The sequence below is a fragment of the Candidatus Lariskella endosymbiont of Hedychridium roseum genome (genome assembly GCF_964020185.1).
GTDB lineage: Bacteria > Pseudomonadota > Alphaproteobacteria > Rickettsiales > Midichloriaceae > Lariskella.
Genome location: NZ_OZ026538.1, coordinates 776,641 through 792,114, shown reverse-complemented (window position 1 = coordinate 792,114; position 15,474 = coordinate 776,641). Strand labels below are relative to the sequence as shown.

Annotated in this window: 16 protein-coding genes and 1 other RNA gene; 10 read left to right on the top strand and 7 right to left on the bottom strand. The window is 33.7% G+C overall.

The window, feature by feature from the left end; genetic code table 11:
- Nucleotides 1–135: 135 nt before the first annotated feature.
- Together AACK98_RS04025 and AACK98_RS04020 are read right to left on the bottom strand one after the other, a co-directional pair.
- The gene (locus AACK98_RS04025) at nucleotides 136–2,946 is read right to left on the bottom strand and encodes a 2-oxoglutarate dehydrogenase E1 component (RefSeq protein ID WP_339042457.1); all 2,811 of its coding nucleotides are present in this window, start codon (nucleotides 2,944–2,946) and stop codon (nucleotides 136–138) included.
- Between the two features lie 3 nt (nucleotides 2,947–2,949).
- On the bottom strand, nucleotides 2,950–3,516 hold the full coding sequence (locus AACK98_RS04020; protein ID WP_339042455.1) for a hypothetical protein: 567 nt from the start codon (nucleotides 3,514–3,516) through the stop codon (nucleotides 2,950–2,952).
- Nucleotides 3,517–4,190: 674 nt separating this feature from the next.
- Between AACK98_RS04020 and AACK98_RS04015 the strand changes: the two genes are divergently transcribed.
- From AACK98_RS04015 to AACK98_RS04005, 3 genes are all read left to right on the top strand, one after another.
- On the top strand, nucleotides 4,191–4,604 hold the full coding sequence (locus AACK98_RS04015) for a phasin family protein (RefSeq protein ID WP_339042453.1): 414 nt from the start codon (nucleotides 4,191–4,193) through the stop codon (nucleotides 4,602–4,604).
- A gap of 141 nt (nucleotides 4,605–4,745) precedes the next feature.
- The gene (locus tag AACK98_RS04010; RefSeq protein ID WP_339042727.1) at nucleotides 4,746–4,946 is read left to right on the top strand and encodes a hypothetical protein; all 201 of its coding nucleotides are present in this window, start codon (nucleotides 4,746–4,748) and stop codon (nucleotides 4,944–4,946) included.
- A complete protein-coding gene (locus AACK98_RS04005; RefSeq protein WP_339042451.1) occupies nucleotides 4,889–5,254 on the top strand; it encodes an isochorismatase family cysteine hydrolase in 366 nt (121 codons plus the stop codon). Before AACK98_RS04010 ends, AACK98_RS04005 begins: the two co-directional genes overlap by 58 nt.
- Nucleotides 5,255–5,523: 269 nt before the next feature.
- On the opposite strand, the gene holA is transcribed toward AACK98_RS04005, so the two are convergent.
- The 3 genes from holA to AACK98_RS03995 all read right to left on the bottom strand — a co-directional run bounded on the left by holA (nucleotide 5,524) and on the right by AACK98_RS03995 (nucleotide 7,685).
- Entirely contained in the window at nucleotides 5,524–6,552 is a 1,029-nt protein-coding gene (gene holA, locus AACK98_RS04000) for a DNA polymerase III subunit delta (RefSeq protein ID WP_339042449.1), read from the bottom strand.
- A 3-nt stretch (nucleotides 6,553–6,555) separates the two neighbouring features.
- Nucleotides 6,556–6,690: a cbb3-type cytochrome oxidase assembly protein CcoS gene (gene ccoS / locus AACK98_RS08190; protein ID WP_410520016.1), complete on the bottom strand. Its 135-nt coding sequence runs from the start codon at nucleotides 6,688–6,690 to the stop codon at nucleotides 6,556–6,558.
- 458 nt (nucleotides 6,691–7,148) lie between these two features.
- Nucleotides 7,149–7,685 carry an inner membrane-spanning protein YciB gene (locus tag AACK98_RS03995; RefSeq protein WP_339042447.1) on the bottom strand — a complete coding sequence of 179 codons (537 nt, stop codon included), beginning with the start codon at nucleotides 7,683–7,685 and terminating at the stop codon, nucleotides 7,149–7,151.
- A gap of 245 nt (nucleotides 7,686–7,930) precedes the next feature.
- Here AACK98_RS03995 and AACK98_RS03990 point away from each other — a divergent pair, with 245 nt between their 5' ends.
- The 5 genes from AACK98_RS03990 to AACK98_RS03970 all read left to right on the top strand — a co-directional run bounded on the left by AACK98_RS03990 (nucleotide 7,931) and on the right by AACK98_RS03970 (nucleotide 12,726).
- Complete coding sequence (locus AACK98_RS03990) at nucleotides 7,931–8,704, top strand: hypothetical protein (RefSeq protein WP_339042445.1); 774 nt, start codon at nucleotides 7,931–7,933, stop codon at nucleotides 8,702–8,704.
- 134 nt (nucleotides 8,705–8,838) lie between these two features.
- Nucleotides 8,839–9,486 carry a Tim44/TimA family putative adaptor protein gene (locus tag AACK98_RS03985; protein WP_339042443.1) on the top strand — a complete coding sequence of 216 codons (648 nt, stop codon included), beginning with the start codon at nucleotides 8,839–8,841 and terminating at the stop codon, nucleotides 9,484–9,486.
- A 34-nt stretch (nucleotides 9,487–9,520) separates the two neighbouring features.
- Nucleotides 9,521–9,874, top strand: a complete 354-nt coding sequence (locus tag AACK98_RS03980) for a DUF2497 domain-containing protein (protein WP_339042442.1) — start codon at nucleotides 9,521–9,523, stop codon at nucleotides 9,872–9,874.
- A gap of 113 nt (nucleotides 9,875–9,987) precedes the next feature.
- Nucleotides 9,988–11,730 (top strand): ankyrin repeat domain-containing protein, encoded by a 1,743-nt coding sequence (locus tag AACK98_RS03975; protein ID WP_339042440.1) that lies wholly within the window; start codon nucleotides 9,988–9,990, stop codon nucleotides 11,728–11,730.
- Nucleotides 11,731–11,946: 216 nt separating this feature from the next.
- Nucleotides 11,947–12,726, top strand: coding sequence for an outer membrane protein assembly factor BamD (locus tag AACK98_RS03970; RefSeq protein WP_339042438.1), 780 nt, complete (start codon nucleotides 11,947–11,949; stop codon nucleotides 12,724–12,726).
- 200 nt (nucleotides 12,727–12,926) lie between these two features.
- On the opposite strand, the gene AACK98_RS03965 is transcribed toward AACK98_RS03970, so the two are convergent.
- Nucleotides 12,927–13,307 (bottom strand): NADH-ubiquinone oxidoreductase subunit NDUFA12 family protein, encoded by a 381-nt coding sequence (locus tag AACK98_RS03965; protein WP_339042436.1) that lies wholly within the window; start codon nucleotides 13,305–13,307, stop codon nucleotides 12,927–12,929.
- A gap of 18 nt (nucleotides 13,308–13,325) precedes the next feature.
- An RNA gene (rnpB, locus tag AACK98_RS03960) (RNase P RNA component class A) lies at nucleotides 13,326–13,720 on the bottom strand.
- A 51-nt stretch (nucleotides 13,721–13,771) separates the two neighbouring features.
- Here rnpB and AACK98_RS03955 point away from each other — a divergent pair.
- A complete protein-coding gene (locus AACK98_RS03955) occupies nucleotides 13,772–14,227 on the top strand; it encodes a hypothetical protein (protein WP_339042434.1) in 456 nt (151 codons plus the stop codon).
- Nucleotides 14,228–14,274: 47 nt separating this feature from the next.
- Nucleotides 14,275–15,399 (top strand): cell division protein ZapE, encoded by a 1,125-nt coding sequence (gene zapE / locus AACK98_RS03950; protein WP_339042432.1) that lies wholly within the window; start codon nucleotides 14,275–14,277, stop codon nucleotides 15,397–15,399.
- Nucleotides 15,400–15,474: the final 75 nt, after the last annotated feature.

Sequence of the window (15,474 nt, the reverse complement as noted above, 5' to 3'; positions counted from 1 at the left end):
AATTAAAATTCAAAAATTAGTTGCTTATTTATTTTTACGACTATTCTTTTGTTAATCGTTATATTTGAGAGAATAGCAAGTTTTTAAAGGCATTAAATCTGATGCCTTTGAAAATTTGTAATCATTCATCTGTTTTTATGAGAATGCCTCCTGCATCATTGTACCATGCTCTATGGAGTGCAATTTTCCATAACCAGCAGCGGTTGATGCTGATTCTGGGCGACCTACATAATCAAGTCTTGTATCAAAATGATTTATTTTTTGCAAAACACCTGTTATCAGATCTTTTACAAATCTAAAAGCTCCCATATTTTCGTGTTCTTCTTGACACCATATTACTTTTGCGTTTGTATACCGCAACAGCTGAGTTTCAAGCTCATTTGTTGGTATTGGATAAATTTGCTCCAACCTTAATATTACTATATCCATAGCATTCTTTTCAGCTCGCATTTCATATAGATCAAAATACACTTTGCCGCTACATATTATTACTTTTCTAATGTTTTTATCTGGTAAGACTCCTTGATCATTTTCCGGTATTAGTGGGTTAAATTGTGTGCCTTGCCCCATGTCGGATATTTTTGATACAGCAAGCTTATGGCGCAGTAGTGATTTTGGAGTCATTAAAATCAAAGGCTTTCTGTAATTTCTATGAACCTGTCTGCGTAAAATATGAAACAATGAAGCAGGAGTTGTGCAATTTGCAACTTGTATATTGTTGTTTGCGCATAACTGAAGGAAACGCTCAAGTCTTGCAGAGCTATGTTCAGGCCCTTGTCCTTCATAACCATGCGGTAATAACAATGTAATACCACTCATACGAAGCCATTTTGCTTCTGCTGATACTATAAACTGATCAATCAAAACTTGCGCGCCATTTGCAAAATCTCCAAATTGTGCTTCCCAAATTACCAGCTTACCGGGAGCAGCAAGGCTATAGCCATATTCAAAACCTAATACTCCAAGTTCTGAAAGATAACTATTGCATATTTCAATCTTAGAAACTTGATCATCACGCAAGTTATTAAGCGGAGTAAACTTTTTTTCATTTGTTTGATCTGTAAGAACAGCATGTCTATGAGAAAATGTTCCACGTTCAACATCCTGTCCGCTCATTCTAACGCATATTCCTTCATCTAAGAGGCTTGCTAAAGCAAGTGCTTCACCAGTGCCCCAATCTATATTTTCACCCATCTCTATTAATTTGCGCTTCGTCAAAAGTTGTCTTTCAATTTTGCTGTTTAAACTAAAATCGCTAGGAACTGTTGTTAATTTTACACCTATTTCTCTTAAACGAACTTCATCAACTCCAGTAGGTGTATTGCTAGCATTTTGGTCAGCAGAAGATACATAACCATTCCATACGCCGTTTAACCAATCGAACTTATCGTTTTTATGAGTTTTTGATAACTCATATTCTTTATCCAAAAAAAGCTTAAAATTATCATGTATACTGCTTGCTCTCTCTTCTGTGATTATACCCTCTGAGATCAGTTTATCTCTATAAATAATTGGCGGAGTTTTATGATTAGAGATAGCATGATACATGATTGGTTGTGTAAAAAATGGTTCATCACCTTCATTGTGCCCATATCTTCTATATCCTACTATATCAATGAACACATCTTTATGAAATTTAGCTTTATAATCAAGTGCAAGTTGTGTTGCAAAGATTACAGCTTCAATATCATCTCCGTTAACATGTAAAATAGGAGCTCCTATAGATTTTGCTATATCAGTACAATATCTAGCAGTTCTTGAGCTGGAGGGCAGGGTAGTAAAGCCAATCTGGTTATTTATTACAATATGTATTACTCCTCCAATATTGTAAGAAGGTAACCCTGATAAAACCATAGTTTCTGCTACAGATCCTTGTCCAACTATTGCAGCATCCCCATGCATCATGATCGCAGCAACTTTACTTCTTTGAACATCCGCTATGTCATCTTGTCTCGCTCTGACTCTACCAACTACCACAGGATTAACAGCCTCTAAATGCGAAGGATTTGGAAGTAAAGATAAATGTACTTTACCTCCTTCTACCTCTCTGTCACAAGAAGCCCCTAAGTGATATTTGACGTCACCCGGGTGGTTTGCAGGAAATGCAAAATTTCCAGTAAACTCCGAAAATAGTGCACTATATGGTTTTTTCAATATTTTTGTTAGAGTATTTAATCTTCCTCTATGCGCCATTCCAAATACAATCTCTTGTAAACCATATTTTGCTGCTTGACTTACAATATATTCAGTTGCAACAACTGCAGACTCGGAACCTTCTATAGAAAATCTTTTTGCTCCAGGAAATTTTATATGCAGATATTCTTCTAGTGCAGTTACCTCAAATAAATCCTGCAGTAGTTTGAGTTTTTGTGAGGCACTAAAGTATAAAGTTTTTTCTTTTTCTAAATAATTTACGAACCATTCACGCACCTCTTTTGATTCTATATGCATGAATTCATATCCTATACGCGCAGCATAAATATCGCGCAGTTTCTTAGATATAAAACCAGCATTTTTGCTATTTTCATTAATATCAATAATCTCCTGTGATATATTTTGCTTTGCTATATTCAGAGGATCAAGGTTAACAGCAGTATGTCCGTATATTCTATATATGTTTGCAATCTTTTCTATTGTTTGCTGGATATCTACTGCTTGTATAGCAGATGTATCTTTTCCGATACTTTTTTCAGTTATAGGTTTTTTTGGAGCTGTATCGCTAAATGCTTCAGATATCTCATTTTGTAGCGGATTAGCAACAGCTTTACTTTTCTCTATACTGTTTAAAAATCCTTCAAGTGCTGAAGGATTATCTCCTAAGCTTTTAAAATACTCTCTCCAAGACTGATCAATAGCCTCAGGAGATTTTATATACATAGCATACATTCCTTCTAAAAACCCAGCACTTGCACCAAAAAGGTAAGTATTGGAATGAAAATCCGACATCTTCTAATTCCTCTTAAAATTCCATTCTTCAGAAAGAGCATCTAGCTCTTTTTCAACATTATTAATTTTTTGCACTAGTTTAATGTTCTCTGAGGCAACAATATAACTAGGTATTACAAAATACATCACAATACTGATTGCAACTATTGCATATATATAGAACAAAGTACTTGCATCTACAAGCAAACTTATAGTGCCTGCACTAACATCGCCATATTTTAGTAGAAAACAAATAGAGGGGGCTGAACCTAAGCAATTAAAACACATGATATTTTTTGTTAATGACTTATACTTTTGAAGATTGGAAAAAGCTGATACAATTGCTGGAAAAAACCACAATATTAGTGCTGTAAGCAATGAAAGAGAAATATATGAGATAAAAATCACAGAGCACAGCAGTGCTATACATCGGAGTATTTTAGAATCTAAAATATTCCACTTTATATTTCTTTTCTCTTTTTTTATTGAGTCATCATTATATATTTTACCTTCTTCTGCAACTTGATCTTTAGATTCAATCCCTGGTGCAACATCTTGAACTTGTAGAGAGCGCATAAAACATTTTTCCAACTTAATGATTATATATGTAACAGTCGTTTCAAGTACGAAATTTGAACTAATAACAATTATAGTATTAGCATTACAAGACTATGTAAACTGAAAATAGTGCAGGATAATGTTAGATTTATACGGTGCTTCATGTATGTTTATTGTAATTCATAAATTATATAATTAATAATCAATTAGTTGAATTTTAGCAATGAATTTTTGCTATATGACGTGATAATATGTGTGTTATCATGATTTTGATATCTTTATATATGTGATAAATTAATTTTTTGGATAAATTCGGATCTTACTTTTTAGTAGAGGCAAATATGGTTCTATTAACTAAGTCATTATGTAAGCCTTTTTAACCTAATAGATTTCTTCTTCAAACTTGTTTTAGCGACCAATTGCTTTGTCACATCCTTAGGCGCTGCCGGCAATCACCTGCGCTGACCTTTTTGGCCTGATTTGCCAGTATTACTTCGTTAATTCCTTCGCAAATATAAATCTATACAAGTATTTGACACAGAAATTATCCTTCTCACACAAGCACTCTGCTGGCATTGCATATAGCAAAGAAAAGATAATAATAAAATGTTGCAGCGCAGCATTTTGTGTGTTACACTTCAATCCAGGTTGCTATTGTAGTATTTCTAAAGCGTATAGCACTTTAGTAACTGCTGTGTTAAAAATTTTTGGAGGAAAAAATGTATAACTTGTTCAATTGGCCATATGCGTGTTACTGGGGAAGCCAAGATGCAAATAATAATTATAAAAATGTTATGCAAAATAGGTTAGAATCAGTGTCAAAGGCTGGGCAAATAATAATGCAAAATGCTCAAAATGCGGCAACCAAGAATATTTCTTTTATGCAAAAGCAATCACAAAATGGTGTAGATGCTATGAATGAACATATTAAAGCACCTGAAAAGACACAAGAGAAGGTTGCGTCAGCTTATGGCAGTTTTGTGCAGGATATGTATAACCATCTGAAAGAAATGAATGATATTGCAATGAAATGTGCAAAAGAGCTAATCGACTTAAATCAGGAAGGTGTATCTGCTGTGTGTGAGCTCTCAAAAAGTGCAAAACCAACTGCACAGCGTTAAGCTTTTTACGCTTTTTTAGTGTGGGAGTTTGCACTCTGTTGTTTTTAAAAGCTGTCTTCCTCTGGTAGAAGTGCAGCCTTCCTATTTGAGTGATTTTTTTGCGTTTAAAATTCTAATTTTAATTTTAACTAAATTATCACTATGGAAACTGCTTTTATCGGATTGGATTACATCTTTGATATAGCTTGTGATGGTGGAAAGATGGCAACATCTGCTGAATGTGTCACAAACAATAATGTGATCTTAAAGGCAAATGCTGCTATCGAATTTGCTAGAAATAATGGTTGGATTGTAATACAAGCAAAACTTGGGTTCTCGCCAAGCTATTTCACAAGGATCTAGACGTAAGGGAAGGGGATATAATAATTGTAAAGCATAGGATAAGTGTTTTTTATTGTACTACACTGGAAGCAGTCTTGCGTGCAAATAAGGTTGTGCGTCTTGTGATTGCGGGTGTTAGTAGTGCTTGGGCCGTTCAGTCAGCTGCGCGCGATGCACATGACAGAGACTATGATGTTGTTGTGCTAGAGGATGCTTGTGCAGCAGCAGATGAAAATGAGCATGATTATTCTATGCGTTTGCTTAGAAAAATTGCTAACGTGATTAAGGTGTCAGAGTTGCCATCTTTAGAACTATGTGCAGGCGAATAGTGCGCTTTTTTGCTATGTTATTATTGATGAAGTATAATTTGCCAAAAATAGTATTGACAAGTATCGGACAAATTAGTACGTGCCAAAAGTCTTGAAACAAGCATGAAATGCTGCCATGAGTGTCAAAATAGCGCTTTAAATCCGTAAGAAAATGTTATAATAAATGCAAAAACCTTACGGATTTTGTGAAAGTAGTGTTTGCTTAGGCACTGGAGCATTTATTTGCGTATAGCAAATAAATTTTTGATGGAAAGACAATACACATTCTACTACAGTTTCAGTTTATTTGATATCATGAAGTTTTCTAGTAAGAGGAACTGCATAGAGTAATTCTGTTTACAGGCTGTTTCAAGATATATGAGCTTCTCAAGCAAGTTTGATATAGCGTTATATGTAAGTTTGTCACATGCTTTTGAAAAAGCTGTTTTATAGCGCCAGAATATAGGAGGTTTCAATTTTGCAATTGCAGTATCTTTGCTAATAGCTTTTTCAATTTCAGATTTCACATATATCGTGCGCATGAGATAGCTTTGCATTAATTTAATGAATAGTATTGGGTTGAAGTTTCTTAGCTTTGCATCAGATATATAAGAAGAAACTTTTTTATAATCATTATTCAAAAAGCTCAAGCATATTTCATCAGCTTGTACGTCTGAATCTTGCATTAATATTGCTAAATCATCGTAAGAAATCTTGATACAAATTCCATTCTCATCCATTTTGTATAGCAGTAACTTGTATATCTCATAATATGCACATAAATAATGCTGTGGCAGTATATCAACAAGTGAACGAACTACATTATATTCATATTCAACTTTATGTTTTGCAAAAAGTTTTCGCACGAGTTGTTCTGTAGCATTTCTATCTTGTGTGTAACATGGTATAAATACAGCATTTTTTAAACTCTTGAGGCTGAAAAAAGCTTTAGATGTCTTTTTTATTTCAGGCGCAATAATTAATACGAAGCAGTTAATAGCACTTAAATCACCTAAAGTATTAATCAACGCTTTATCTATATTATCTGGAATATTTCTGATAACGATTATATTGTAACCAGTATCAAATAAAGAGAGGGAACGTGCATCATCTTTTAAAACCTCATAGTCTTTTAGTTGTTTATAATCGTGTTCAATAATAGTAGTGCTAAAAGAGTGTAATCTAGTTAATATATAAATGATCTTCTTATATGCTGACAATATCATGCCATCGTCAGAGCCATAAATTACAGCAAATTTTGGAGTTGAGCGAAATTCCTGAAAGAACTTCTCAACATTATTGAATTTTATTTCTGTCATTAATTAATCAAATAATATCTTATCGGCTGCATTCTCAATATCGTCATATTGAGATGTTTTAACTGACCATAGTATACCAAGCACACAGAGCAACAAAATCGGCATGGAAAGCAGCATTAAATAGAAAAGTATAGTCATATAATCCACAAATAAATATAAAAATATGACATGTTCCTTTATTTCTTGCAAATATGTAAAACAGATTTTTTTATTGTAGACAACTAGTAAAACTAGTGTGTGAGAAACATTATACTGTAAGCCTAGACTACAAATGTATTACAATCAACTATTAATTGCACCGGTTAATGCGAGATTTCCCAGGCATTGCCTAGATTTGCAGTGAAAGCTATAAAAAAAGTATAATTTTTATGCACATTTTAGTTGAACTAAGAGCATATCTTTGATATAGCTGTCTTAAGGTATGTTTATCAAAAAAATCGCACCATCCCAATGCGAACCTTCCCAAAAAAATGATAAACATGCTCTTTCGTTGTGATCTTCCCGCGGGTTTTAGGTATATGAGTTCTGACATTCACACCAGGCCGCGCGGGTTCACGAGTACTTCAAGGTGTCTAAGATATGAGAAACGCCAGTGCTCATTTTTTTCTCAAATTGCCGCGTAGGCAATATAATTGCAGAGCTGAAATCATAACAAGCAGAATAGGTGTAACAAAAACTTTAAAGTTTATCCAAATATCTTCGCTGAAGTTGCGCCATGTTATTTCATTTGCCACTGCAAGGGCGGTAAATATAACAATCCACTGTATTGTCAGTAGCTTTATCTGTTTATTGTTTAAGTCAAGTGCTTGCTTTAAAATATCACCAATAAAATATTTATTGAAGAGCGTTCCAATTGCTAAAGATACTGCGAGAGTTCCATACAGTATTGTTGGTTTTATTTTAATAAATCTTGCATCATTTGTTATAAGGCTTAATCCGCCAAATAAAAATAATATGGTTGCAGAAAAGATCATCATCTTGGATGGCTTCACTCTATATCTCAAATATAAGAATAGCATGTTGCACAAAGTACAAGTCATCAATGCAAATGTTGCTGTAATGATATCGAAGAATTTATACACAGCAAAAAATATTACTAGAGAGCTTAGTTCTAATACATTCTGTATTGGCATATATTGTCTACTACTAACAAACTTAAAGGTTGCATAACTATGGGCTATCATATTACTATCCGTATATGCGTCCTACTGGATGCTTTTTAAGAGTGTGACGTACTGATAATAATAAAAGTAAGTCGCAAATAGGAAGAATATGCAGATTTGTATGCGTAATTTGAGGTGGATTTATGTCTAAGCTGTTGATGTATAATTGGTATAAATTACACAACATCGCCGCTACTATATTTTTTATATTTTCGGTGGCAAGTAGTTCGATAGCAGCTGTAGACAATGTATTTTATGTGGAGAACATACATGTTTTTTATGATGCTGGCAATCTAAAAGATTCGAAAAAGATTGCAATAGAAGATGGGATAATGAGTGGTCTAAAAAAACTATCTCTTGCTATTACAATGCCTGCTGCGCATAAGCGTATAGATAACCTGAAAGTTACAGATTTTAAAAAATTGATCAAAAAGATACAATTTTTAGATGAGCGTATGACATCACATTCATATATGGCTACATTAAATATAGAATTTGATGAAAAAAATGTTCTATCTCTATTGAATAGCTCTGGCATACTATATCAAACAAAAATATTTGACTCATTTGTAATCATACCATTTTTAAAAAATAGTATGAATTGGCTTTGGTTTAATGGTAATTGGAAAGAGTCTTGGGATAGAATTCCAGAACAAATTGGTATGATAAGGCCTGCTGTCATAAGAGGTAATATCCAGGACATAGATAATATTGACCTTTCTAGTTTTATGACTGCAGAATATGTAAGTTTTTCCAATATATTAGAACGTTATAGGGTACGTGAGTTAGTATTAATAGAAGCTTCACAATATGGTTCTTCCATGGAGTTAGTGTTACGTATTCTTAGCAACAAAAATGACTTAAAACAGTCTTTATCATATGAGCAGCAATTAGGAGAAACAGAATTTGATTGGTATACAAGGATTGCTATGGATATTATGAATATAATAGATTCACGCTGGAAAGGTGATATGGGATCATTAAAATAAAATCTAAGATTTTTTTTCACGTGATTGATGTTTAATGTCTTGCAATTTGTGCTGTTTATAAATATAGATCTAAGCTATAATTATTAACTTATGTTAAGACATTGAAACTATATTATTGTGTACTTGAGTTTAAAATGTTAGATTTAATCTTTTTATTAGGGATAGCAGTAATAATTTTTATCAGGTTATTCAAGATTTTTGGGCATACTGATAACAATTCATCTACTGCTAAAGTTTTTGAGAATTCAGTTGATAATTTTGATAAAGAAGCTCAAAAACCTGCAGATATCGAAATAATTTCAGCCACTGAAGCAGCACTTGCTCCTCATATAAGAGATGTATTTGATAAAATAAGAGAAGTTGAAGGAAATTTTAATGCTGATGTATTTGTATCATGTGCAAAAAAAGCATTCATAACAATAATAAATGCCTTTACAAAATATGATAAACAATCTCTTCAGATGCTGCTGAGTTCAGACGTTTACAAGGTATTTTCTAGAGAAATGGAGAAAAGAATATCTTCTGGATATTTGTACAACAAGACTGTTATCGGAGTGAGAGATGTTGAAATAACAGATGCTTATATATCAGATCACTTAGCTTCAATAACATTGAGGATAGTAAGTGACCAGGTTAGCTATGTCAAAGATAAGGCAGGAAACTTGTTAAATGGTAACACAGAAAAAATTGTTATAGTTGAAGATGCTTGGCAATTTGGCAAAAAAATTGGGCAAGATAAGATATGGTTGTTGCTTTCAACATCTGCAGTAACGAGGCAGTAGCTTTGCATCCATTCTTAGATAAAGATGGCAATTTATGAAATCCGATAAAAAAAATGAAATCCAAGAAGCGCTTCACAATATACAAAGCATGATGTCGCGAGACGATTTCAAAAAAATGCAAGATGATATATTAGAACTTACAGAAAGAGAGATAATAGATAGCAAATCTATTAATAAGTCTAGATTTTATAACGATGATTCTATAGAATCCGGTGACATGGCATGTGATGAATTGACTGCTAATGCTCTTGATTCTTGTCTTCAGAAGATTGTGAAGGATTTGTTAAAACCTGAGTTGATCAAGTGGTTAAACACTAATTTACCTGGAATAGTAGAGAAGATAGTAGAGAGAGAAATTAGGATGTTGATGCCTGATAAGGACGATTGAGATTAATATTGGATTTCAAATTGATGGAGGCGCTCAAGTTGAGGTGTGACTATTTACCAAAACTGTTAGACCACAATATGTTACGACGTCCTAATTTTGTGCTGCTTTTTTTTGTGCTAATTTGTGTAACATACGTCACTTTCTTTGAAGGTTTGTGCATAGGTAGTACTAAGGATGAAGATTTTTGGAGTGACGTAAGAAGTTTAGCAGATTCCAATAAAGATATGCCGTGGACTCCTATAAACAGAGGCAATTCAGAGTCGATTGACGTTAGTACGAGTAGCAAGCCTGCAGATAATAAGTTAGAAAAGATAGAAAGTGCATTCAGCAAAAAGCAAGTGTCTGTTGTTCCTCCGCAATCGATTGTAGATGATAATGTGAAAGAAGTGAATACTGCACTTAAGAATAAATCGCAAGATGGAGCTAAATTTTTACCTCCTCCAACACTTGAGTCACTCACTACATTACAACAGAAAAGTCAAAATAGTGACACAACTAAACAGCAGGAAAAAAGTTTAGCATTACCTGAAAAGTTTAGCGATCCAGTTGCCCCAATTGCTCCTGCTCCAAGTGCGAGTAAAGAAATTGCAAGTGATGTTACTATTCCAAGTGTAGTAGATGGTTCTGCTGATAAAATTCAAAGCATTACGCCAGCTGAGCAGATTAACAATGTTTCTAAGATCGATAGTAATCGTAAAGATAAGAATGTGTTAAGCAATAGTAGTAGTATTGCAGTGCCAGATAAAACAAAGAATGCTGATGGTTTAAGTAAGAATGCCGACAGTGAAAACAGTAAGAAAGAAAAAGTAGTAGAAAAAAATGAAAAAAATGTTGCGTCGAAACCTTTGAAAATCAATAAAAGAAGCAATGAATCAGATGCTAAAAAATCACTTCCCAAAAAAGAGAATAGTGGTTCCACAAAAGACATAACAAATGTTGATGATAAAAATAATGGAACAGCGAAAAAAAAACACAGTATCACACATAAGAAAGAATACTTGGTAGTGCCTGGATTCAATGCTAGAGTTCCAGATTTTGATGAAGAGACACATAGTATGGATTTAGACATAAACACGAGACAGCCATATGATTATAGAAAGCAACCTTTACCTCCAAGCATAAGTAAAAAGCAATATAATAGACAAAACCAGCATTTACCCAAAGCATTTTATCAAAGTGAATATTCTTCTCTGCTATTTATTGCTGTGCAAAGCTCAGATATAGGTGCAATTCAAGCTTTATTAGCTAAAGGTGCTGATATTAATGCACAGGATGCAAGCAACGGTTATACGCCATTAATGTATGCCATAGTATATAATAAGTTTGATGCATTTAGATATCTAATGATGAGTGGTGCAGATGTTAGCATAACTACACTCGATGGAAGAACTGCGCTACATATAGCAGCCATTTATAACAGAGTAGATATGTTTAAAATGTTGATTTCTATAGGAGCAAATATTTTTGCAATGGATAATGCTGGTTTAACTCCTTATGAGTCATCAGGTGAAATGTATGAGGAAATTGCTATGGTGCTTGCTTCTCAGTATGACGATATAAATCAAGCATTACTAGATTGTACATTTATAGGAGCAAATACTTGTGTTGTACAGATTCTAAAAAAAGGAGCGAATGTGAATTATAGAAGTAGACATGGAGATACAGCACTCACTATTGCAATGAATCGTAAAAATATAGACTTGATTGCAATACTAATAGCAAATGGTGCTGATTTAAATCAAAGAGGTATTGGTGGTTTAACAGCTAAAGATTTAGCGCATGCTATTGGCGATCAGCAGATCATCAATGTGGTAGAAACTGCAATAGTACAAAGAGAGCTAAAAGATATACAATGATATTTAAAGCGCTATTTTGACACTCGAGGCACCATTTCATGCTTGTTTCAAGATTTTTAGCGCGTGTACAATTATAGAACAATTAAGTATGGATCATTTTCCATAATATACATTATCATGTTTTTGTGCATCAATGTTGTAATTACGTATTGACGTTTGTTTTTTTTAAAGTTATGTAATCTAGGAAATAACTACTAGGTATTTAAGATGTATTACATGCGTTTTCTGATTTTATTTCTTACATTATTTGTTATAGGCTGCGCCAGCAATAACAGTGATAAGGTAATCCCGACGAATCCGGAGGAGCTTTATAGCTCAGGAGTAAAAAACATATCAGAGAAAAGATTTGCAGAAGCAATTAAAGATTTTTCCACCATAGAGAAAGAGCACCCTGCTCATAGATTAGCGCCAAATGCAACAATGCTAAAAATGTATGCATACTTTAAAAGTGATAAGTTTGATGATGCTACATTTGCAGCGGATGATTTTGTAAGAAATTATCCAGCTAATCAGCATGTTGATTATGTATACTATATTAGAGCATTATCACTTATAAATCAGATGATGGATTTTGAGAGAGACCAAAGCTTAACAGAAGATAGCCTATTGGCTTTAAATAAATTGATTACAAGATTTCCTCATTCAAAATATAGTGCTGATGCAGAGAAAAAAAGGCAATTTGCATATGATACAATTGCTGCAAAAGAAATGTCGGTAGGAAGGTTTTATCTATTTCAGAAAATGCCATTTTCAGCTGTTCCGAGATTTCAGAATGTTATACGTATTTATCCAAAAACAGCGTTTAGAAGTGAAGCATTATATAGAATGGTAGAAGTATACACTTCAATTGGTATTTTGGATGAAGCAAAATATTATGCGGAAGTGTTATCAAAAGAATTCCCAGATAGCAAATGGAGTAAGAGAGGTAAAGCTCTTGTTTCTATGAGTGCATTTGCCACAAATGATGATGCAACAACTAAAAACCTCATGGAATAAATTCTTACGGATTTAAAACACTTTTTGGTCCATCAGCCAAAGTTTATTATAACACTTTCTTACCTTTGACACTCGTGGCACTATTTCATGCCGCTTCTGAGACTTTTGGGGCGCGTACTCACTCCATAAGGTTTTTGGCAATTTTACCACTTTTTCTGCAGGACTTTCGGTGCATCATAATTTTGGAGTCGTCAAAGATTTCAGAAATCTGGTTCCCAAGCTTCGTAATCTGCACTTACTTTTTCACGTCTATTTGGTGCAACCCCATATCCAGGAGGATAATAAGCATTTTGTGTTCCTGTCAAATTTGGTATGTGCGTTTTTTTGCCTTTACTGCGTTTTACGCCATATTCTTTAAAATCTGGAACAGCATCTCTCTGATGATGTAACCAAGCAAACCAGGCACTAGGTACTTTAGTGGGTTCTACAATTCCACTGTATATAACCCAGCGTTTTTTTCTTCCAAAGAAGTTTTTTTCATCAGAACGCTCATAATATACATTGCCAAACTCGTCACTTCCAACACGAGTACCGAAAAATTTTGTATATAAAACCGTGGCTATGCACATAAAATCAATCATCTACATATATCAATAAAAACTTGCAAGCGGTCTATAAGCCGGATTCTGTAGAGCATAAAAGCTCTTTGTAGCCATTTATCTTGTTGCACAGTTACCAGTGCAATCTATGCGGCTCACCCTTGCGCTGCTAAATATAACGGCCAAAACAAAACCGCAGATCTAATAATCTATCGCGCATCTATATAGCCTTGCTTCTGACGGGGTTTACCATGCGGCACACATTGCTGTGGACCCGGTTTGAGCTCTTACCTCACCTTTTCACCCTTACCAGATGATAAAACAACTTCTGGCGGTATATTTTCTGTGGCACTTTCCCTGAGGTTTCCCTCGCCGGGTGTTACCCGACGTCATTGTTTTGTGAAGTCCGGACTTTCCTCTGAAAAATAAATTTCAGCGACTACACAACTGCCTGCAAGGGAAATGTTAACATATTATAAGCTACTATAAAAGCTAATTTACTAATTATGAAAGTAGAAGATAATGCAAGACTTTGGATAGGTACTAAATTTCAGCATCAAGGAAGGAAAAGAGGAATAGGATGTGATTGTGTTGGCTTAATACTGGGAATCGCAAGTGAGCTAAATATTCGTGCTAAAAGTGGTTCTTTATTAGCAGAATATGATTATCAATATTATAAAAATCTATATATTGAATTTGACTTGTTTAAAGCTCTACGACAACATATGGTAGCAATAGCAACGCCGAAAATCGGATGTGTAGTGGCGGTAAAAGCAAAATTTTCGTACCATCTTGGAATCATATGTAGCTATAGAATATTTCAATACTCTGATGTAACGTATGAAGATCATTTCTCTATAATACACGCGTGTATGAAAGCGGGATGTGTGGTTGAGCACAGATTTATAGAAGATATGTTTTCTAATTGTGAGATTAAGTATTTTTCGTTTTTTGATATATAAAAACTTGTAGCAACGAAGTTTTATAAGAAGTATGGATCTAAAGATATATGCATAAACAAACCATACAATTTACATATGCTAAGTTACTAGAGTCTTCAGCAATGTCTGCAGATCCTAAGCAGCTAGAACTCATAAAGATGTTTGATACTTATAAAACGTATATAGAAAATCTGAAAATTTCTAGGTTTACATTCTTTGCTTTAAAAGAAAAAATATATAAAAAATTAAATAAACAAAAAGGAAAAAAGCTCGCAATGGGCATATATATATGGGGCGGCACAGGACGCGGAAAGTCCATGCTAATGAAAATATTTTTTGATAATTTAGCAATAAAACAAAAGCAGATTATGCATTTTCATAAGTTTATGCTGGATTTTCACACTAACTTAAATAATTTACAGAAGAGTAAGCTTATAGCTTCATCGCTAAAACCTTTGGAAATTGTGGCTGGTGATATAATAAAAGATTGCAAAGTACTATGTTTAGATGAGTTACAGGTGAATAATATAGCAGATGCTATGGTTTTACTCAAGCTGTTTGAATTTATACTATCTAATGGTGTGTTTGTGTTTATCACTTCGAACTTTGAGCCACAAAAACTCTTTGAAGGTGGATTACAACGTCAGCGATTTCTACCGTTTATAGACTTATTAGAGCATTCACTGGATATATTTCATCTTGATAATAACCATGATTATAGAAGTACAAAGGTGAAAGGTATTGAGAAGCTTTATCACTTTCCACTCGACGATACAGCATCAGATTTTATTAAAAATGTGTTAAGTAAATTGATTGGTAGTAATAATATTCTAGCAGCACGTTCTATAGATGTTCATGGGAGTAGAAGTTTAACAGTCAAACGTTCTTTTGAATCTATTGCTTTATTTGATTTCGCAGAGCTTTGTAATGTGCCGCTTGGAGTTAATGATTATATTGCTATCTGCAAAGTTTTTGATGTTATTATTATAGAAAATATACCTAAAATGTGTGAAGAGAATCATAATGAAGCTTTGAGGTTTATTACTTTGATAGATGAGATATATGAAGCAAAAACGAGATTAATTTGTACAGCAGATGTCAGTATAGATAATTTATACTCTGGGAAGAAGCATAAAACAGAATTCGCAAGACTGGTATCAAGGCTATATGAAATGCAATCCATAGACTATTAAGTCGCCTTATTTCTTTGGAAGCGTTTTGCTAGTTTTAAGTGAACTTTTGGTGTGTGTACAAGCAAATCGATTTTG